This is a genomic window from Neobacillus paridis (assembly GCF_016765675.1).
Lineage (GTDB): Bacteria > Bacillota > Bacilli > Bacillales > Cytobacillaceae > Neobacillus > Neobacillus paridis.
Window position 1 is genome coordinate 462,506 of sequence record NZ_JAESWB010000168.1, and the last position, 19,513, is coordinate 482,018.

Below are 19,513 nucleotides of genomic sequence, written 5' to 3' on the forward strand. Positions count from 1 at the left end.
CTCAAACAATATAAGATTATAAAGTTATAACATTACTAAAAGGTGAATGAAAAATGAAGATAGATAAAAATAGCCACGTTCCTTTTTATCGGCAGGTGGAAGAGGTACTGGAGGAGAAAATTATATCCAAGCAATGGGACGTAGGCTATCAGCTGCCGACGGAACAAGAACTTGCAGACTTGTTTGATGTGAGTACAATAACCGTTAAGCGGGCTATTATTGAGCTTGTTAATAAGGGGTATCTGTACAGGCAGAGAGGGAAAGGGACGTTTGTTGCAGGGGGCCAAAATGAGCAGGATATTGGCACCATGTTTTCTTTGATTACGGATAATGAGGAACATCCTCATGAATTAATTAGCTTTTCGATTGAAGACTCGAATAAGGAAATCGCCGAAAAACTAAAATTAGAAGCTAAAGCCAAGATATATAAGATTAAGCGATTAAAAATTAATAAAGACATCCCTGAAGCACTGGAATATACTTATCTTCCTTATAAATTATGCCCAGGACTTACCCCAGAGGACATAGAAAATGAACTGATTTACAATGTTTTGCTTAAAAAATATCATATCGCCTTAGATAAGGCCAAGTTGTTTGTTAGACCATATATTGTAACAGGTAAAAAAGCAGAAAGAATGCAAGTTGAACCAGGTGCACCGGTTTTTAAATGGGAACGGTTTACCTACTCCAAACAAGGGGAGATTGTTGAATATTCACAGTTTTATGACCGGCAAGAACTTACCTATTATACAGAAATCAAATTCTAACTGATAAAGTGGTCTAACTGATAAAGTTATAATATTATATTTTAAAATATATAACTTTATATTTTTTTGGCAATATATATCTGAAAATTGGCAATATTATATTTATATAAAATTGCAAACTCCAGTGAGAAAAAGAGGGGTGAAAACCGACTGTAAACGACTATTTAATGATTGAAATAAAGAAAGTGTGAATGACCGATAATGAGGAGGAAAAAATGGTGAAACGGAAATCGATACTGATTGGGTTGATTAGTTTAATGTTGCTAATTGTATCGGCATGCAGCAGCAGTCAAACAGGCGGCGATTCTAAAGAGACAGGAAAAAAAGATAGCAAAACCCTTGTATTGGCAGCTTACGGGGGAAGTTATGAGAAAAAAATGAAGGAAACCGTAATCCCAAAATTTGAAAAGGAATTTGGCGTAAAAGTGAAATACATTACCGGTAGTTCGGTAGACACCGTTTCCAAACTACAGGCACAAAAGGATAACCCCCAAATTGATGTGGCCTTTATCGATGATGGTCCTCAAGCACAAGCAAAATCCTTTGGCTTGCTAGCGCCTTTGGATGAAAAAATCGTAACGAATCTAGCAAATGTTTATGATATCGCAAAAGACAAGGATAATATCGGCGTTGGGTTCGGGATTATTTCTACTGGATTGGCTTATAACAAAGAGATGTTTGAACAGAACAAATGGGAACCGATCTCTTCTTGGAATGATTTAGCGGATCCTAAGTTCAAAGGAAAACTGGTATTGCCATCCATCTCTAATACTTACGGACTGCAAATGCTCATCATGGCGGCAAAAGCAAATGGCGGTAGTGAACAAAATATTGAACCTGGCTTTAATAAAATGAAGCAAATTGCCAAGAATGCGGTGACATTTGATAAAACAGCGGATGTTTCCAATTACTTTTTACAAGGACAAACTGTTGCTAGTGCTTGGGGCAGCAGTCGTGTATTTACGTTAAAAGAGACGGGATTCCCGATCGAGTTTGTCATCCCGAAAGAGGGGGCACCCGCTTTAATGTCAACTGTCAGCGTCGTTAAGGGGGCACCGAATGAAGAACTTGCCCAGAAATTTGTCAATTATGTCTTAAGCGAAGAAGTACAGGCTGAATTTGCCAAATCCTTGTTTGACGGACCAGTTAATAAGAAGGTGAAATTGAGCGGAGAGATTCTCGATAAGATCATTTATGGAGAAGAGCAAATTTCCAAGCTTGTAAAAGTGGATTGGGAGTATATCAATCAAAAACGTGATGAGTGGACAGAGAGAGCAAATAAAGAAATCGAAGTGGCCCACTAATAATGAGGTGAAACCATGAGTTATCTATGCCTTGAAAATGTAGTAAAAACTTTTGACAAAACAGAAGTTGTAAAAAAGATGAATCTTGAGATCAAGAAAGGGGAGCTCGTCTCCTTTCTTGGACCTTCAGGATGCGGCAAGACTACGACTCTCAATATGATTGCCGGGTTTTTGGAAGTTGATGGCGGAAGAATTGTGGTAGACGGCAAGCCTGTTCACCTGCTTCCGCCGAACAAAAGGGAAATGGGCATGGTTTTTCAAAACTATGCTCTCTTTCCGCACATGACGGTCTTTGATAACGTCGCTTATGGTTTGAAGTTACGGAAAGTCCCAAAAGGTGAAATAAGGGAACGCGTTTTGGAAGCGCTGGAAATGGTGCGCTTGGCAGGCTATGAAAAACGCTATCCAAAGGAACTGTCTGGCGGCCAGCAGCAGCGTGTCTCATTAGCCAGAGCTCTTGTCATTAAACCCAAAGTACTACTGTTGGATGAACCGCTCAGCAATTTGGATGCCAAGTTGCGGCAAGAAATGCGTGAAGAAATAGTGGAAATTCAGAAAAAAGTCGGGATTACCACTATATTTGTCACCCACGATCAGGAAGAAGCGCTCGCCATTTCCGACCGGATAGCAGTCATGTATGAAGGTAGAATTGAACAAATGGACACTCCGGTGGAGATTTATAACCATCCGAAAACAGACTTTGTTTCACGGTTTATAGGGGAAGTAAACCAGATTCAAGGCCAGGTTGTGGAGACGTACAATGGTCAGCAATGCAAGATAACCTTTGATGGGTATGAACAGGTCATTTCAAAACTCGGGGTGAAGGATTCTGTAATGAATTTCTATCTACGGCCTGAAAAAATCCAGCTCGCCCAAACAAATCGTGAGGGTCTTCACGTTAAGCTGGAAAGAAAAATGTTTTTAGGGGCAAAAACCCGTTATATTTTGCAATTCAAAGAAAAACAGTTGATTGCCGACATTTCCAATACTGTTTTAAATCCCGATTTAATAAAAGAGGGACAGGATGTATATGCTGTATGGAATCCTGAAGAATTATTGCTGGTGAAAAAGTGAGGTGAATTCGAATGCAAGCGGAAGTGGAAGTGCAACAAGAACAAGAAATCTTATATAAGCAGGAGAAAAAAAGATTAACACGAAAAAAGCTTGATTCGTGGTTATTACTGCTTCCAACCTTGGCAATTTTTATCTTTTTCTTTCTGCTGCCATTGTTTTTTCTTTTTATCACAAGTTTTAAGACATTTGACGCAGGAAGTGGAATTGGCAGTGAATGGACGCTGCAAAATTATGTAAAGTTTCTTTTCGACAAATTTTACTTGGGTGTATTATGGAGAACGGTAAAAATCGGTCTGTTAACGACATTGGTGGCGATTGTCATTTCCTATCCGGTTGCTTATCAGATTACGAAAGCCAATGGCAGGTTGAAAAATTATTTAACCTTATTGGTATTATCACCGTTATTGATCAGCATGGTCATCCGCTGTTACGGCTGGGTTATTTTGTTGTCCAATAATGGCGTTGTTAATAATACCCTAATGAAGATGGGATGGATTGATAAACCACTTACCCTGTTATATACGGAATTTAGTGTTGTAATTGGAATGGTGCATGTTTTATTCCCATATATGGTGTTAAGTATCATGGGTTCACTTGAAAGAATTGACCCGAGTGTAATTAGAGCCTCCCAAAATCTAGGAGCAAGTCCAATTAGAACATTCTTTTCTGTCGTTTTGCCGTTAACACTTCCTGGGATTTTTGCGGGTTCGGTTATGGTGTTCAGTTTGGCAGTGAGTTCATTTGTTACCCCAGCGATTCTTGGCGGGCCACAGGTAAAGGTCATGTCCTTCCTGACATATGAACAGGTAACAACCATGTTGAATTGGCCATATGGTTCGGCGATTGGTTTCTTATTAATCTTTATTGCTACGATTACCATTGTTGTATACAGTAAACTACTTACTCGATCAGAAAAAGGGGTGGCCATACAATGAGGAAGGTATTGCCCAAAGCTGGCTTGAATCTCTTTTGTCTATTGGTCTACATTTTTCTAGCAGCTCCAATAGTAGTAGTGTTATTGTCATCGCTGACAACTACCGAGTATATAGTGTTTCCGCCGAAAGGAATTACATTGAGGTGGTATACGGAGTTACTAGACCATCCTGAGTTTATGCAATCATTCACATTAAGCATTATCGTTGCTTTCGGAACGGCGATAATTGCGACTTTTATCGGAACGATGGCATCCATAGCTGTTGTCAGATATGAGTTTAAATTGAAAACGGCGATTGTTCAGTTGGTGGGTTCGCCACTTTTGATTCCATCAGTAGTATTTGGGGTGGCCCTGTTGCAGTTTTATTCCTGGATTGGAATTGCTGCCAGCCCAATTGCTTTGGTCATTGGTCATATTATTTTAACCATTCCTTTTGTCATGCGTTTGGTAGTCGCAAGTTTAGTCGGGTTTGACCGTTCAATCGAACAGGCTGCGATGAATTTAGGGGCAGGCAGTTTTAAAGTATTCTTTCAAATTACTTTGCCCATGATAAAATCCGGTGTCATCGCAGGGGCCATTTTTGCCTTTATCACTTCTTTTGATGATTTGACGGTAGCATTATTCATTGTCAGCACAGACGTGGTTACATTGCCAGTTCGAATATATACGTATATGCAATATCAATATGATCCAATCATCACTTCCGTCTCCAGTATCATGATTCTATTAACCTTTGTTTTAATGGTTGTGATTGAAAGGGTACTGGGCGTTGGTAAAGTGTTTGCTTCGAAAAACTGAGAAGAAGGTGTTTTTATGCATATTAAACATCATCCAGTGTTAGGGGAACAGCTACAAAAAACTATAACCATCTATTTTAATGATCTTCCATACACTGCCTATGAACAACAAACCGTTGCCGCTGCATTAATGGCTAATGGGATTAAACGCTTGGGTTCAAGCAGAAATTTGGTTCAGCCACGAGGGCTTTTTTGCACAAAAGGCAGATGTTGTAGCTGTTACGCGACCATAAATGGCGAAGACCATGTGCGTACATGCCAGACAATGGTGGAAGATGGGATGAAAATTTACCCGAATGATGAAGACCCGGAAGTAAGGGGTGAATGCTGTGGAGACTGATGTATTAATTATCGGTGCAGGTCCGGCCGGTTTGGCTGCTGCCTTTGAGACGGCTTCCAGGGGCTTGCAAGTCACGCTTGTTGATGAGTCTAAATCAATGGGTGGGCAATTGGTCCAACAGACGCAGGTCCTTTCTTCCTTGCCTTCCATTTATCAACCGATGTGCGGATTTGAATTGGCTGCCCATTTGTCCCGACAATTAGAAGATTTTGAGATTCGTTATTTATTGGGGCACCGCGTTATTGGTTTTTATAAAGATGGTAGTGTTGGCATTACCGATGAAAAGAATGTTTTTCCTCTTAGGGCGAAGAAAACAATTGTCGCTACAGGTGCGTCTGAAAATGCCATCGCCTTTCCAAAATGGACACTTCCCGGAGTGATGACGATTGGCGCCGCGCAAACGTTAATGAATCGGAATTTTGTTCAACCTGGGAAGAATGCGGTCATCGTCGGATCGAGTGATTTTGCCATGGATGTTGCACTGCAGCTTTCCAAAGTAGGCGTCCGGATTAGGGGGATTGTTGAAAAAAATACTGGTGTGAAAGCAAACGGCACGGAAAAAGTAGAGCAGGTTAGAAAAATCGGTATCCCTATCTTGTTGAACTCCTCCATTAAGGAGGCAAGGGGAATTGGGGCGGTGTCGGAGGTTGATATTCAACAAGGGGAAGATATTTGGACAGAAAAAGTGGATTTGGTTTGTGTCGATGGCGGCAGGTCACCGATTTTAGATATTTTTTATCAATTGGGGTGTTCATTTGGCCACCAAGAAGAGTTGGGCGGATGGGTTCCGCAATACAATAATGATTTCCAAACAGATTGTGAAAATGTCTTTTTAGCGGGAAATGCGGCCGGCATCAGTACTCAAGGTGCCTTACTTGTTACAGGAATGCTTGCCGGTATTAATGTCTGTGCAGCTTTAGGTGCAATCAGTAAGGAAGCGGTGGAAGAAGGGAAACAGTCGTTATGGAAAGAACTGGAGTCTATCGAAACAAGATCTAATCTTAAAGTTTGGCAGGCCAGAAATCAGCATATCGAAAAATTCGCACATCCTGTATTAAAGGACCAGTTTATCTCTTGATTCAAAAGTAAAAGAGACAGAAGGTGAATGAATTGGATAAAAGCACGATTATTTGTCGCTGTGAAGAAATTAGTTTGGAGGAAATTGTAGAAGTTATTGCAAATGGTGCGAGAACATTCGATGATATTAAACGATTGACACGCTGCGGCATGGGACCTTGCCAATCGAAAATATGCAATTGCCTCGTGGCGGGCGTGATCCACGAACAAACAGGAATGGAGTTTCACCAGATTCCGCTGCCGCGGATGAGAATGCCCATTAGTCCAATTAAACTGGAGACATTGGCAACCAATAGTACAACTTTTTCTTCTGTTAAATCTGTTTTGGATGAGGTGGAATTAGAGGATGGGAAGGTGAAATAAATGGAAACAAGCTATGAAACGATTATAATCGGTGGCGGTGTTGTAGGAAGCAGTATCGCTTATCATCTGTCGGAACGAAACAAAGAAGGCATCGTTGTCCTGGATAAAAAATTTCCATTGTCAGGTACATCCGGCTCGACCCAAGCTTGGGTTTGGGTTCATAATAAAACACCTTCCTGGTATGCCGAATTTAGTATGTATAGTGCGGAGCTTTATCCATACCTTTCAAAAAAGATTGGCGATGTGGAATACAAACGAACAGGCGGTTTGTCACCATTTTTCAGCGAACTCGACAGGGAAAAAGCGGAGCGTCTTGCAGAGGCCTACGAACCGATTGGGATCAAAATTAAGGTATTGTCCCGTGAAGAAGCGCTTGAAAAAGAGCCGTCCTTGAACCCGGATATTGTCGGTGCGACATATAGTTCCATCGATGGCAACGTGAATCCTTTCCGCTTGGTCGATCGTTATATGCGGGCAGCCAAGAAAAATGGCGTCCAATACTCTACATATAACAAGGTAACCGAAATTCAAAAGCTGCCTGGAAAATTTATTGTTAGGGCAGAAAAAGGTAGGTTTGAGTGTAAAAATCTTGTGCTTGCCGGCGGTACTTGGTCAAGAGAATTAGGGAAACTTGTAGAAGTGACGATTCCAATCAACCAATTAAGAGGCCAAATTCTTGTCACCGAACCGCTAAAACCTTTTTTAAATTATACCATTAGCGGCTTAAGACAGGCATTTAATGGAGAGGTGCTTATTGGCTATTCGATGGAGGAGGAAGGGTTCAACCGGGCAACTACATTGGATGTGATTCAAGAGACTGCGAATATGGCTATCCACTATGTGCCTTCCTTAAGAAAAGCGAAAGTGGTCCGCGCGTTCTCGGGAATTCGCGCCATGCCAGAGGATGGTTTTCCGATTTTAGGAAAAATCCCAGGTGTGGAAAATTTGTATGTCGCCGCAATGCACAGCGGTGTTACACTTTCTCCACTCGTCGGCACATTGATGACCGAACTGATTTTAGATGGAGAAACTTCGATACCGATTGACCGCTATTCCATTAGCAGGTTTGCTTAAATCGATTTTGTGAATTTTTTTATAGAAGAAAGGCTTAAAGAAGGAGCCGCACCACAAAAAGACTGGTGCGACTCTTTTCTTTTTCCCGGGATCCAATTTAAAAATCACCTGTCATTTTCATTAAAAATTGATGAAAATGAATGGTCTAAAAAAAATCGGTGTTAGATTAAGAGGGTAGTAATCACATCAAAGATTCCTGTTGAACAGGAGATAGAATAAATATGAAAAAGGTTTTGTTTTTACCCTAAGGGCATAGAAGAGGAGGGAAAGGACATGATTAAATGTGAAAAGGATAAATACCTGATTCTATCCGCCACCTTTGGCGAGGGGCATAAACAAGTGGCAAATGCCATAAGCGAAGCCGTAGAATATCTGCTTGCTGATGCGGAGCCTATTACGATTGATATCATGGAGTGGATTCATCCCTATCTTTATCCAATCAGTCATTACATTTATAAAAGAGGAATTAAGAAGTTTCCTCAAGTGTACAGCTTTTTGTATAAGAAAACCCGTGTGAAAAATTCCTTTTCCGTCACGTTAAATTCGGTCTTTTTATCGGGGATGCAGACCATGCTTAAAATCATTCGGGAAATAAAACCAAAAGTGGTGGTCAGTACCTATCCATTTGCAGCCGGAATTATTTCGAAATTAAAAGAGCAGGGATTGATTGATATTCCAGCGGTAACCATCATCACCGATTATACGGACCATTCTTATTGGATTTATCCCTATACAGACCAATACGTGGTCGGTTCCCCTCAGGTGCGCGACCGTTTGATTGCATTAGGGGTAGAGGAGGATAAAATCAAGCATACTGGAATACCTGTGCGAAAAAGATTTTTGGAGGTTCTTCCAAAGGGGCTTCTCCTGGAGAAATATAGGATTAATCCCAATATATTCACTATTCTCATCATGGGAGGAGGAGACGGCTTTTTTGGAAAAGGACTTTCAGCCTTCCGGGCATTAGAATCAATTTCTATCCCAATACAGATTTTCATTGTTTGTGGAAAAAACAAGAAGTTGAAAAAACAATTAGAGTGGGAATTTAACGACTCCAAGCATGATGTGAGAATTTTAGGATACTGTGAAAATGTTCATGAATTAATGGCCATATCAGACTTAATGATCAGCAAACCCGGGGGAGTGACAACCTCTGAGGCAATGGTGATGGACTTGCCATTACTAATCTATCACTCGCTCCCTGGCCAGGAAGAAGACAATGCGGAATACTTATACCGTTCAGGAATCGCCTTCGTTGCGAAGTCAGAGAAAGAATTGATTGGGCAAATTGAGAATCTTGTTCGTGATTCCGCACCGTTAAAATGGATGCAACAGCGAATCAAAAAATATCAAACCAAAACCTCGTCCAGAGATGCCCTTCGTGTGATTGTCAGGGCGGCGAAACGCGGTCAATCACCCAAATCAACAAATATAAGAACCATGCAAAAGCGAGAGGAAATTGAGGTGAGTATTTAGGATGGGCTACATGATTTCAGTTATCATCTTTTTCTTTTTATTATACACCGTAGTCCCTTATTTTTTAACACACGGTTTAGGCCTAAAGGTGTTTAGAAGAGGCAACGAGTCCTCAAAGATTGCTTTTACCTTTGATGACGGGCCGGATCCGATTTATACCCCAATTCTGCTTGATTTATTGAAGAAAAACGAGGTGAAAGCTACCTTCTTTGTGGTCGGTTCTAGAGCGGAAAAACATCCCGAGCTCATCCAGCGAATGCATCAGGAAGGCCATTTAATTGGGATCCACAATTATGTACACCATTCGAACTGGTTCATGTCCCCTTGGAAGGTTCGCAAGGGTCTCGAGGATACAGCGGAAATTATCAAAAATGTCATTGGGGTTAGACCTGTTTATTATCGGCCACCATGGGGAATGCTCAATCTTTTTGATTTTGTCAATAGAAGTAAATACAAGATTATTCTCTGGTCGATCATGGCGCAAGATTGGCGGACCTCGGGCGGCAGTGAAAAGATTAAACAACGCCTTTCAAGCATAAAAGGCGGGGATGTCATCCTGCTGCATGACTGCGGCGATACACTGGGTGCAGAGTTGGAAGCTCCCAGGAATACCATTAATGCGTTAAAGGATGTATTAAAACAAGTGAAAACAAAGGGTTTCACATGTGTCCGCGTGGATGAATTAGTAAAGAATTTGTAGGCATTGCAGAGGAAATCCTAAATCTGATCAAAAGGGAGAGTGATTATCATGAAAGGACCTATCTTAACTATCGTTGTTCCATGTTACAACGAAGAAGAAGTTTTTCCGGAAACTTCGAAACAATTATCAGCAGTATTATCCAATTTAATCGATGACTTCCTGATATCAAGCGAAAGTAAAATCCTCTTTGTCGATGATGGCAGTAGGGACCGGACATGGGTCTTAATTGAAAAAGAAATGGCAAAAAATCCATTGGTGAAAGGGTTAAAATTAGCCAGAAATGCTGGTCATCAGAATGCCCTTTTAGCAGGGCTCGAAGCAGCCGCCGCACAATCGGATTGTGTGGTTTCCATTGATGCCGACCTTCAGGATGATATTCGGGTCATCCGTACGTTCGTGGAAAAATATCGGGATGGCTTTGACGTTGTGTATGGGGTAAGAGATAAACGGGAAACCGATACATTTTTCAAACGGACAACGGCTTTAGGGTTTTATCGATTTATGAATAAAATTGGGATCAATTTAATTCCAAATCATGCCGATTTTCGCTTGATGAGCAAGCGAGCATTGGATGAATTATTTAAATATAAGGAAACGAACCTTTTTCTACGGGGACTCATCCCTCTTATCGGTTTTCCATCAACGAAAGTTTTCTATGACCGAAAAGAAAGAGTTGCAGGAGAGTCCAAGTATCCATTGAAAAAAATGTTTGCCTTTGCGTTTGATGGGATTACTTCCTTTAGTATTACCCCGATTCGCTTTGTGACTTTTTTAGGATTTCTGGCTGTGATCATTAGCGCGCTTGCCGGCGGGTATGCGATTGTCCAAGAACTAACCGGACATACGGAATCAGGCTGGACTTCCATTATTATATCGATTTGGTTCGTCGGCGGTTTAGAGCTTTTAGCCACGGGAATTATTGGAGAATATATTGGAAAAATTTATCGAGAAGTGAAGCGGCGTCCAAGATATACGATTGAGGTGGATGCCTTTTCAAATCATAACGAAGGAAAACAGAAGCTAAAAGTCCTTATGAATAAGGTGGGAAAATGAAATTTACTTTTATACGCTTTATTTTGGTAGGTGTTGCCAACACCATTATTGGCTTGTCCGTCATGTTTCTCTTCTATCATTTGTTCGGACTATCCTATTGGATAGCCACCTTTTTAGGAAATACAATAGGGGCGTGTGTCAGCTATTGCTTGAACCGAAGTTTTACCTTTAATAGCAGAGCTTCGGTTTCAAAGAGTGTGGTTCGATTTGCATGCGTTATTTTGTTCTGCTATTTCGTATCCTTCTCCATCGGAAAGCAGGCCGTCCATTTGGTATTGAATCATACCCATATTTTTTCTGCTGCCATGTCAACGGATCTCGCCATTTTCGTTAGTACTTGTTTCTATACATTATTAAATTACACTTTGCAAAAATGGATTGTTTTCCCGCAAAAGAGCGCAAAAACACCGGCTTGAAAGAACCGGTGTTTATAAATGTGGGGAGGATTGGAGAAAATGAAAAGAACTGTTTTTACACGCGAGAGGATCTATTTCTTATTGGCTATTTTGATTATTGCCCTTTGGGTTGCACCGTACTTTATTCTTGGTGAACATGCCCATATGCGGATTCATGACAATTTGGATTCGAATATCGCCTGGTACAAGGTATTAGTCGATAGCGGTCAATTATTTGGTCCCATTCAGGCAAATATTCCACAGATTATTAATGGAGAACTATCAAGAAATGCCTTTTACTCAGAATACTATGGGATTGTCGAGCTGTTTCGCTTTTTTCCTCCTGTAATTGCCTATGGGCTTAATCAAGCCATCTCACGCTTTTTCGCCTTTTTAGGAATGTATCTATTATTAAAGAAATACGTGATTCAAGGGGAAAATCAAGGATTCATCATCATCGTTTCGGCGTTAACTTTTGCTTTGATACCCTTCTGGCCAAATGGAATGTTAAGTATAGTAGGAATGCCATTAGCCTTATGGGCCTTCATGAATATCCGCAATCGTGAACAAATGATCATTAGCATTGTGACCATTACACTATTACCGTTTTATTCCACCTTTATGTTAGGCTTTTTCTTTTTTCTAAGTGCGATGGGGGTAGTTTGGCTGGTGGATGCCATCAGGACTAAAAAACCGAGGTTACGGCTGTTATTCTCGATTGCCTATATGACGGTGATTTATTTAGCAATTGAATACCGGGAGATCGCTTCCCTTATTTTTTCGCATGAAAAAACGAACCGCTCAGAGTTTTTTGAATCGAAAAATAACTTGATGCAAACAATTATGCTTATCTTTAAGAATTATATTATCGGGCATAATCAGGATCAAACCCTCTTTGAGTTTGTGATTCTGCCAGTGTCCTTGATCGCTCTGGTAATCGTGATTGTCCAAAAAAGCTGGAAGAGAGAAAAACTATTTATCGGCCTGCACCTTGCTAATTTTTTGTTATCGGTCTGGTATGCCTTTTGGTGGTATGAAGGCTGGGTTCCTTTGAAGCAAAAAATCAGCATTTTAAACACGTTTAATTTTTCGCGTTATCATTATTTGCGGCCAATGATTATATATGTTTTATTTGCCGTATCATTGCAAATCCTCTGGCGGTATCAGAAAAAATGGCGCATCGCAGCTGTGGTTTTCGCCGTGCTGCAGATGGGTGTATTGATTCCTTCAAACGAACAAATTCGGTATCACACTTCACCGTCATTTGGAGAGTTTTACGCTGTGAAGGAATTTGCTGAGATTAAGAAGTTTATCGGCAAGCCTGTGCAGGATTACCGAGTCGCAAGTATTGGCCTGCATCCGGCAATTGCCCAGTATAATGGGTTGTATACATTGGATACGTACAATAACTTTTACCCGTTGTCTTATAAACATCAATTTCGGAAAATCATTGCTCCGGAATTGGCAAAAAATAAAGCGCTAAAAAGCTACTTTGATCAATGGGGCGGCCGGTGTTATCTCTTTGTCGATGAATTGGGAAAAAACTATATGTTTTCAAAACATTCTTCGAAGGTTATCCGTCATTTGAATTTAAATATCCACGCTTTTAAACAGCTGGGCGGAGATTATATCCTGTCCGCGGTTCCGATTGAAAATGCAAGAGAAAATCGTCTCGATTTACAAAAGGTTTTTCAAGCAAAGGATAGTTATTGGAAAATTTACTTGTACAAGGTTATGATGTTGCAGGGGGGATATTCGTGAAAACCAACATTTTAGTCGTAGAAGACGAAATTCAAATTGCCCGTGTTTTAAAGATGGAATTGGAATATGAAGGATATAATGTAACGGTTGAACATAACGGCAAAGACGGACTGGAAAAAGCTCTACATAGTGATATTGATTTAATCTTATTGGATGTGATGCTCCCCCAATTAAGCGGGATTGAGGTGTTAAGGAGATTACGTAAGGAGAATGAGGACATTCCTGTTATTCTCCTAACCGCCCGAAATACCACATTTGATAAGGTAGCGGGGCTTGACCAAGGTGCTAATGATTACGTGACAAAGCCGTTTGAAATTGAGGAATTATTAGCAAGAATCCGTTCCTGTCTTCGTCATTATTCGAAGAATGGACTTAAGGATGATGACTCCCTTCTGTCTGTAGGAGATTTGGAAATCGACACTGATACAAGAGAAGTGACAAGGGCAGGTACCTCCATCACCTTAACTCCAACAGAATATGACCTGCTGGTGTATTTGATTTTAAATAAAAATAAAGTGGTTACCCGAGAAAACATCCTTCTAAATGTCTGGGGCTATGACTTTGAGGGTGAAACAAATGTGATTGACGTATTCATCCGACATTTGCGTAAAAAAATAGAAGACGGTTTTTCAACTTCACTTATTACTACTGTTAGAGGCATCGGCTATACGATAAAGGAGCACGCAAATGAGGATCACATTAAAAATTAATCTGTTAACGACCGCATGGATGCTGTTCATCTTAATATTGATTAACATTGTCGTTTTTGTTTTATTTATGCAAACAACCATCAGTATGGAAGAGGATATGGCGTTTCAAAAGGCAGAGGACATAATTAAAAATATCCATACCAATGAAACTTCTGACCAAATCATCCGTGAATTAAAGGATAATTTAACGGAAGATTCCTATATTCGAATCATACAGTCAGACGGAAAAATCCTGTATGAAGTCACAAATGAACAGGAATTAGCCAAAAAAGTGAAAGGGAAATTGGTAAAATCCCGGGAATCTGAGAGGAAATTATTTATAATAGAAGATAAGGAAAAGCAGGTATTAATCGTCCGTGTTCCGATAAAAGGCGGACATCTTTTAAAGGGGAGTATTATTGAGATTGGTGAAGAACTGGAAGGCCTGGAATCGCGGAAAGATACCCTTTTATGGATTCTTGGGGTAAGCACAGTGTTTGCTGCTATTTTATCATTGTTGAGCGGCAGATGGTTATCTAATATCATTATGAGGCCGATTTTCAATATGATCAATACAATGAAAGATATTGAGCGAAGCGGGGTGCCGAAGAAGATTATTATTCAAAATGATACGAAGGATGAACTTCAAACATTGGCCAATACATTCAATCGAATGATAGACAGGCTGGAGGAAAATTTTGAAAAGCAATCCCAGTTTGTTTCTGATGCCTCCCATGAGCTGAAAACACCGTTGACTGTTATTAAGAGTTATGCCAATTTGTTAAGGCGGCATGGGCTGGAAGACAAAGAAATGGCAAGTGAAGCGATCCAAGCTATTCACTCTGAAGCAACCAGAATTCAAAAAATGACAGAAACCTTTTTGAATGTGGCTTCACTGGAAAAAGAGGTTGACTTGGACATCGATGTAGTTAATCTTGTATCGTTATGTCAAACCATTTTAAAGCAGCTGAAAGAGGTTTATAAAAGAGAAATCACTCTTCATTTCGAGCAAGCACCGATCCTTATTATGGCGGATGAATTAAAGGTGAAACAGGCGATTATTATTTTGCTCGATAATGCGATTAAATATAGCAATGAAAAAATTGATGTCTTTTTAGAAAAAAATGATTTGCATGCCATTGTTCGTGTGAAAGATTATGGGATCGGCATTCCAGAAGAAGAGATTAATAACATATTTGAACGTTTTTACCGTGTGGATAAAGCCCGGAGCAGAGAGACTGGAGGTTTTGGTTTGGGCCTTCATATTGCGAAAAGAATCATGAAGTTGCACAAGGGTGAAATAAAAATACAAAGTAAAGAAGGAGAAGGAACCGAAGCAGAACTGCTTTTACCAGCAAGCTTGGAAATGGAGTAGCTAAAAAAGACATCTTACAATGACGAGTTCGGTGATAAGTTAGAAAAAATGTGGTAAAATGAAATTCCTTGGCAGGGGCAGCAAAAATAGATGAAAGAAAGCAGGGGATGTGGATCCTCCTGCTTTCAAGCTTTTCAAATATGATTTTTTTAAACCAAGTTTAGTTTTTCTTCGTTATATTACTATTTAATCCAAAATTATTGCCATCTCGCAGTTTTTGCCAACTCTGTAATCGCGATTATGAGGTGAAACATAAACATTGAGATTAAGATAGGTACAAAAATTACGACATTTTTCTTGCCATACTTTTCTTTTAACACTCCAACAAAATAACCACAGAAAAACAGAACGACCAACGCAGCAGCAAGTATTAGCATTAGAACTATACCCATATTCCCCTTCTCCCCTTATTATAAAAATATTGAAATAATTAAAACCAAAGTAATTTTCTTTTTCTATCATAAAAATTGTATGTATCATGTCATTTAACTATAGTAGCTTAATGAATATATTCATAGATTGTTGGTATGATATAACAAATTGCCCGAAACATTTCCAATTATACTCCCTCATTTGACAATATTCAACACATGGTTGCCAGCAAAAATAAAAAAAATCCTATATATCAAGGTAGGGTGGTACTTGGAAGAAACCAGCTTCACACAAATTTATGGATTAATTCACTGGACATTTTGGGAAAGAGTTGCTCATGAGGAATTTATTATAGAACCTCCAAAAGGAAAGAGGGAATGATCCGCTTAATGTAGAGAATTGGGAAGGGCTTCTTGGAATCTAAAGAAGCCCTTGTTGTATGCGTTTTTCTGTTGAAAAATTTTCCGGTTGGATTTTATCCCGCCTTAACGGGCAGTAAGACCCCCACCTCGAGAGTCTAAGTCTACAAGGAATCTAGGTGGGGGATCAACTGCCCGTAAAGGTCCGATTGGTTCAACTAACCATCAGTGGGGATGAAGAAAACCCCCACTGATGGAAGTTTCACTTTATTCCTTTGTTGCAGATGCTTGGGTTTGTAGCTGTGATTGGACTTGGCTAATTAATGTTTGAGCTTGGGCAACTTCAGCAGATGCTTGTTTTAATGATTCTAACGCAAGAGTGGTGTTCGCAGCTGATTGTTCAATTGCCGAGGTGATCATGTCTTTAGCAATAGAAGAGGCTGCCTCCGCTTGTTTTAACTTATTGGTGTCGATTTGATTTGTCATGTGTATTTCCTCCTTTAATTTTTTCAAACACACATTTCCTAGAATGCATCCAAAAAAATTTTTTAATCATTTTTTAGACAGAAATAATGTTGGTATTCTCAGGGAACACTGTAACCTAAACGAAGAAGGAGTTGAAAAAATGGCGAAAAAGAAGAATCAACATTCTCCAAATAATCCGGCATTGCCTCCGACAGATGTTGAATTTGCCAACAGTGGAATTGAAAAGGTGGCATTAAAAGCCCAAGAAAGAAAAAAGAAATAAACAAACGGGACAGTTAATCTGCCCCGTTTGTTTATTTTAATGTGAGCTAAAGAAGTACGCCATGTAAAAATATGTAAAGACATTTCATAAACATCGGGATAACTGTCTGCATAGGATGAAATGAAAATAAGTATAAAGGAAGGGATTTAATGCCTGCACTCATTACTGCCATTGAAATCATCAATGTTACCGGAGGTGTCCTCCATATGGGGGATTCTGCTTTCACGACACCAAAATTAACTATAAAAAACCGAGGAGGTTCAGGAATATTTAACACAGGAGGAGTGATTACTTCAAGTAGTATTTTAAGCAGTACAACTGAACTGAACCCGGATGTAGTAGATCAGCCTGAAGTAGCTAACCTTTAAGATATTCAATGGCGGAAGAAATACACTGCAAAAATGATCCTGCCTAATGATCTAATAAAAAAAGATATGTAAAAAAAGGAGTCAAAAGACTCCTAAACAGTTTGATTTAGGACTTTGATTTTTTCATCGTCGTCCCTTTTGCGTGGAATTAAATTTTCGTCACCTGGCATCAGCCTCCAGCCTTTGTTTACAACAATCCGCAGCCAAGTACCGGGAATCCAGGAAGTAACTAGTGCCAGCATTACCAGGATGGCGAAAAATTCCTGGTTGATAATTCCGGTTGTATAGGCCACTGATGAAAGAACAATCCCGGGGCCGCCGCGGTCATTAATAGCAACTCCCAAATTAAAACTGGTAAAACGATCTTGCTTCAAGCTGCGTGATGTTAGATAAACGGCCAAGGTCTGTGTCAATGTCGCGAATAAGAAATAGGCTAGGAAAAACAGCGGGTTAAAATGTCTGACGAGATCCAATTGCAGTCCCACTGTAGCGAAATAGATGGGAATAAACCAGGAGAATGAAATATTGGATACCCCTTGTTCCAGCCTTTCTGCCATTGCTTGAGGGAGAGCAACTTTCGCCACAATACCAGCTAAAAGTGCACCAAATATCGTTTCAACGTGTAGGTTGCCGGCAATTGAAGCGAGTATGAACATAATAAATAGGAAATAACCCAAATTGGAAGAGCGAAACAAGATATTTTGTTTAATAATGGTTAAACGTTTAAACAGGAAATATCCGAGGACAAATGTACCTATGATAAAACCAAAGGATGTTCCAACACTCTTGAAAGCCGTGCCGATGGTAAATATGCCGCCTTGGCTGGCAATAGCAGTGGCAAATCCTAAGGCCACCCAGAGCAAGATGTCGTGGATACCGGCGCAAGCGACAACTATTTTGGCAAAACGCGTATGCATAATCCCCAAGTCATTAAAAATCTTGGAGATCACCGGAATGGAAGTAATCGCTATGGAGATGGCAATTACGATTTTCATTGCCAATGGATTGTTGGCTGTCCCAAGATAAGGTGTAATATTAAAAAGATCAGCGGCAACCCATCCGACAATGAAAGCGGGAATCGTTGCTCCGATAACTAACCCAGAGGTTAATTTTATATCAGCTTTATTAAATCGGGTCTGAAATTTCAATCCGGAGCAAAACATTAGCATCAGCAAACCAAATTGATAAAGCAGTCCGAATAACTTATCTTCTGTTGGAAAACCAAGAAATAACCATTTAAAGGTTTCAGGGAAGAAGTGTCCTAATAGGGTAGGCCCAAGAACTAAACCAGCAGCCACTTCTCCAATTACCCTCGGTATGAAGATCCGTTCAGCGAGAAATCCTAATAGATGTGCTGTTGCCAGCAAACACCCCATTGCTAGTAAAAAATGACTTATTTCTGCACCTGTTAAACTAAACACTGCAAAACACTCCCTTTTTATTTTTCCTTCAAAAATTGGCAGAATGCTGGAGTTTATTGGGATTTTTTTCTGTATCCGTCAATTCGTTATCATTTTGTAAAATCTGCAGTTTCCCGCACGTATGATATTGATAATAATTAAAGATTTCCAATTGATAATCTGATCCATTTGGGACGTGAAAAGTATGCTTGAATTCGTTTTCCAAATAATCCCTGGAAAAAATAACGCTGTCAAAATATTTAATCGAAGTTCCCAAATAGCTGATCTTTACAATGGAGTATTTAATCGGCCAAGAATTACCATGGGCTGATTGAAACCCAGTAATTGTAATGGACTGGTGGATCGAGAATTTTTTACTTAGGTAGAAGGGACGCTCGATCCCAAGCTTCCAATTTATATACTTATCCCCCATTTGCTTTCCTTCATTTTTGTTCCAAAAATGCAGCCGTCCTTTGAATTTGTTTATTTTCTTAATAAATGGTTTTAGAAAACGAAAAAAACCATTTGACGTCATCATCCTCTCCCCTTAGGTGTATATATACCGATACTGTATTATTTGCGAAGTGTGCTAAAATCGTAACGGTATTTACCCAGCTTGTTTTTATTTTTTGGACAAATAAATGAAAGCTAATGAATAGGAAACATCTTTACTACGAAAAATAATAAAAAATAAAGGAGTGTGAGATTTTTGAAAAGAATCATCTTGTTAACAGTATTATTGCTTCCAGTTAGTTTTGGCGGTTTCTTCCACGCTACATATGCCGATACTGGCCATTTGGAAAAAGCAGAAAATAAGCGTATTACAGAAAAACAAGCGGAAGAAATTGCTTTAAAAAAGGTAAAAGGTGAAGTGGTAAGAGTGAAATTGGAAACAGACGATGGCAGGGAGTATTACGAGGTCATCATTCAAAGCTCTGGTACCGTTTATGAAGTCGAAGTGGATGCCAAAACCGGCCAAGTTGTGGAAGTAGAAAAAGAAGGTTCGCATGATGGGCATCATGATGATCATGACGACGATGATGGGCATGACGATGATGACCACATGGATGATTAATGGGAAATGGTA

At 39.8% G+C, this 19,513-nt stretch carries 23 protein-coding genes; 19 read left to right on the forward strand and 4 right to left on the reverse strand.

Features of this window, described 5'->3' with window-relative positions:
• The first annotated feature begins 53 nt into the window (after positions 1–53).
• From JK635_RS11250 to JK635_RS11325, 16 genes are all read left to right on the forward strand, one after another.
• On the forward strand, positions 54–767 hold the full coding sequence (locus JK635_RS11250) for a GntR family transcriptional regulator (protein WP_202654027.1): 714 nt from the start codon (positions 54–56) through the stop codon (positions 765–767).
• 218 nt (positions 768–985) lie between these two features.
• Positions 986–2,071, forward strand: coding sequence for an ABC transporter substrate-binding protein (locus JK635_RS11255; RefSeq protein ID WP_498043865.1), 1,086 nt, complete (start codon positions 986–988; stop codon positions 2,069–2,071).
• 15 nt (positions 2,072–2,086) lie between these two features.
• The gene (locus tag JK635_RS11260; RefSeq protein WP_202654029.1) at positions 2,087–3,145 is read left to right on the forward strand and encodes an ABC transporter ATP-binding protein; all 1,059 of its coding nucleotides are present in this window, start codon (positions 2,087–2,089) and stop codon (positions 3,143–3,145) included.
• An 11-nt stretch (positions 3,146–3,156) separates the two neighbouring features.
• Positions 3,157–4,080, forward strand: coding sequence for an ABC transporter permease (locus JK635_RS11265; RefSeq protein ID WP_202654030.1), 924 nt, complete (start codon positions 3,157–3,159; stop codon positions 4,078–4,080).
• Entirely contained in the window at positions 4,077–4,877 is an 801-nt protein-coding gene (locus tag JK635_RS11270; protein WP_202654031.1) for an ABC transporter permease, read from the forward strand. Before JK635_RS11265 ends, JK635_RS11270 begins: the two co-directional genes overlap by 4 nt.
• A 15-nt stretch (positions 4,878–4,892) precedes the next feature.
• Positions 4,893–5,216 (forward strand): (2Fe-2S)-binding protein, encoded by a 324-nt coding sequence (locus JK635_RS11275; protein WP_202654032.1) that lies wholly within the window; start codon positions 4,893–4,895, stop codon positions 5,214–5,216.
• Positions 5,206–6,294: an NAD(P)/FAD-dependent oxidoreductase gene (locus tag JK635_RS11280; RefSeq protein WP_202654033.1), complete on the forward strand. Its 1,089-nt coding sequence runs from the start codon at positions 5,206–5,208 to the stop codon at positions 6,292–6,294. The genes JK635_RS11275 and JK635_RS11280 overlap by 11 nt, the downstream gene beginning before the upstream one ends.
• Before the next feature lie 23 nt (positions 6,295–6,317).
• Positions 6,318–6,656 (forward strand): (2Fe-2S)-binding protein, encoded by a 339-nt coding sequence (locus JK635_RS11285; protein ID WP_308078777.1) that lies wholly within the window; start codon positions 6,318–6,320, stop codon positions 6,654–6,656.
• The gene (locus tag JK635_RS11290; protein WP_202654034.1) at positions 6,657–7,730 is read left to right on the forward strand and encodes an NAD(P)/FAD-dependent oxidoreductase; all 1,074 of its coding nucleotides are present in this window, start codon (positions 6,657–6,659) and stop codon (positions 7,728–7,730) included.
• Between the two features lie 273 nt (positions 7,731–8,003).
• Positions 8,004–9,206: an MGDG synthase family glycosyltransferase gene (locus JK635_RS11295; RefSeq protein ID WP_202654035.1), complete on the forward strand. Its 1,203-nt coding sequence runs from the start codon at positions 8,004–8,006 to the stop codon at positions 9,204–9,206.
• Between the two features lies 1 nt (position 9,207).
• Complete coding sequence (locus tag JK635_RS11300; protein WP_202654036.1) at positions 9,208–9,906, forward strand: polysaccharide deacetylase family protein; 699 nt, start codon at positions 9,208–9,210, stop codon at positions 9,904–9,906.
• Between the two features lie 48 nt (positions 9,907–9,954).
• Positions 9,955–10,959, forward strand: a complete 1,005-nt coding sequence (locus tag JK635_RS11305; protein WP_202654037.1) for a glycosyltransferase family 2 protein — start codon at positions 9,955–9,957, stop codon at positions 10,957–10,959.
• Entirely contained in the window at positions 10,956–11,375 is a 420-nt protein-coding gene (locus tag JK635_RS11310) for a GtrA family protein (RefSeq protein ID WP_202654038.1), read from the forward strand. The genes JK635_RS11305 and JK635_RS11310 overlap by 4 nt, the downstream gene beginning before the upstream one ends.
• A gap of 39 nt (positions 11,376–11,414) precedes the next feature.
• A complete protein-coding gene (locus JK635_RS11315; RefSeq protein ID WP_202654039.1) occupies positions 11,415–13,115 on the forward strand; it encodes a DUF6044 family protein in 1,701 nt (566 codons plus the stop codon).
• The gene (locus JK635_RS11320) at positions 13,112–13,825 is read left to right on the forward strand and encodes a response regulator transcription factor (protein WP_202654040.1); all 714 of its coding nucleotides are present in this window, start codon (positions 13,112–13,114) and stop codon (positions 13,823–13,825) included. Before JK635_RS11315 ends, JK635_RS11320 begins: the two co-directional genes overlap by 4 nt.
• Positions 13,803–15,179 carry a sensor histidine kinase gene (locus JK635_RS11325; RefSeq protein ID WP_202654041.1) on the forward strand — a complete coding sequence of 459 codons (1,377 nt, stop codon included), beginning with the start codon at positions 13,803–13,805 and terminating at the stop codon, positions 15,177–15,179. The genes JK635_RS11320 and JK635_RS11325 overlap by 23 nt, the downstream gene beginning before the upstream one ends.
• Before the next feature lie 197 nt (positions 15,180–15,376).
• Here the strand turns inward: JK635_RS11325 and JK635_RS11330 are convergent, their stop codons facing one another.
• The gene (locus JK635_RS11330; RefSeq protein WP_202654042.1) at positions 15,377–15,571 is read right to left on the reverse strand and encodes a hypothetical protein; all 195 of its coding nucleotides are present in this window, start codon (positions 15,569–15,571) and stop codon (positions 15,377–15,379) included.
• A gap of 606 nt (positions 15,572–16,177) precedes the next feature.
• Entirely contained in the window at positions 16,178–16,396 is a 219-nt protein-coding gene (locus JK635_RS11335; RefSeq protein ID WP_202654043.1) for a hypothetical protein, read from the reverse strand.
• A 139-nt stretch (positions 16,397–16,535) separates the two neighbouring features.
• On the opposite strand from JK635_RS11335, the gene JK635_RS24705 reads away from it, so the two are divergent.
• Entirely contained in the window at positions 16,536–16,658 is a 123-nt protein-coding gene (locus tag JK635_RS24705; RefSeq protein ID WP_306792937.1) for a hypothetical protein, read from the forward strand.
• 149 nt (positions 16,659–16,807) lie between these two features.
• Complete coding sequence (locus JK635_RS11340) at positions 16,808–17,026, forward strand: spore germination protein (RefSeq protein ID WP_202654044.1); 219 nt, start codon at positions 16,808–16,810, stop codon at positions 17,024–17,026.
• Between the two features lie 92 nt (positions 17,027–17,118).
• On the opposite strand, the gene JK635_RS11345 is transcribed toward JK635_RS11340, so the two are convergent.
• The gene (locus JK635_RS11345; RefSeq protein WP_202654045.1) at positions 17,119–18,447 is read right to left on the reverse strand and encodes a cation:proton antiporter; all 1,329 of its coding nucleotides are present in this window, start codon (positions 18,445–18,447) and stop codon (positions 17,119–17,121) included.
• Positions 18,448–18,475: 28 nt separating this feature from the next.
• Positions 18,476–18,964: a hypothetical protein gene (locus JK635_RS11350; RefSeq protein WP_202654046.1), complete on the reverse strand. Its 489-nt coding sequence runs from the start codon at positions 18,962–18,964 to the stop codon at positions 18,476–18,478.
• Positions 18,965–19,135: 171 nt separating this feature from the next.
• On the opposite strand from JK635_RS11350, the gene JK635_RS11355 reads away from it, so the two are divergent.
• Entirely contained in the window at positions 19,136–19,501 is a 366-nt protein-coding gene (locus JK635_RS11355; RefSeq protein WP_202654047.1) for a PepSY domain-containing protein, read from the forward strand.
• Positions 19,502–19,513: the final 12 nt, after the last annotated feature.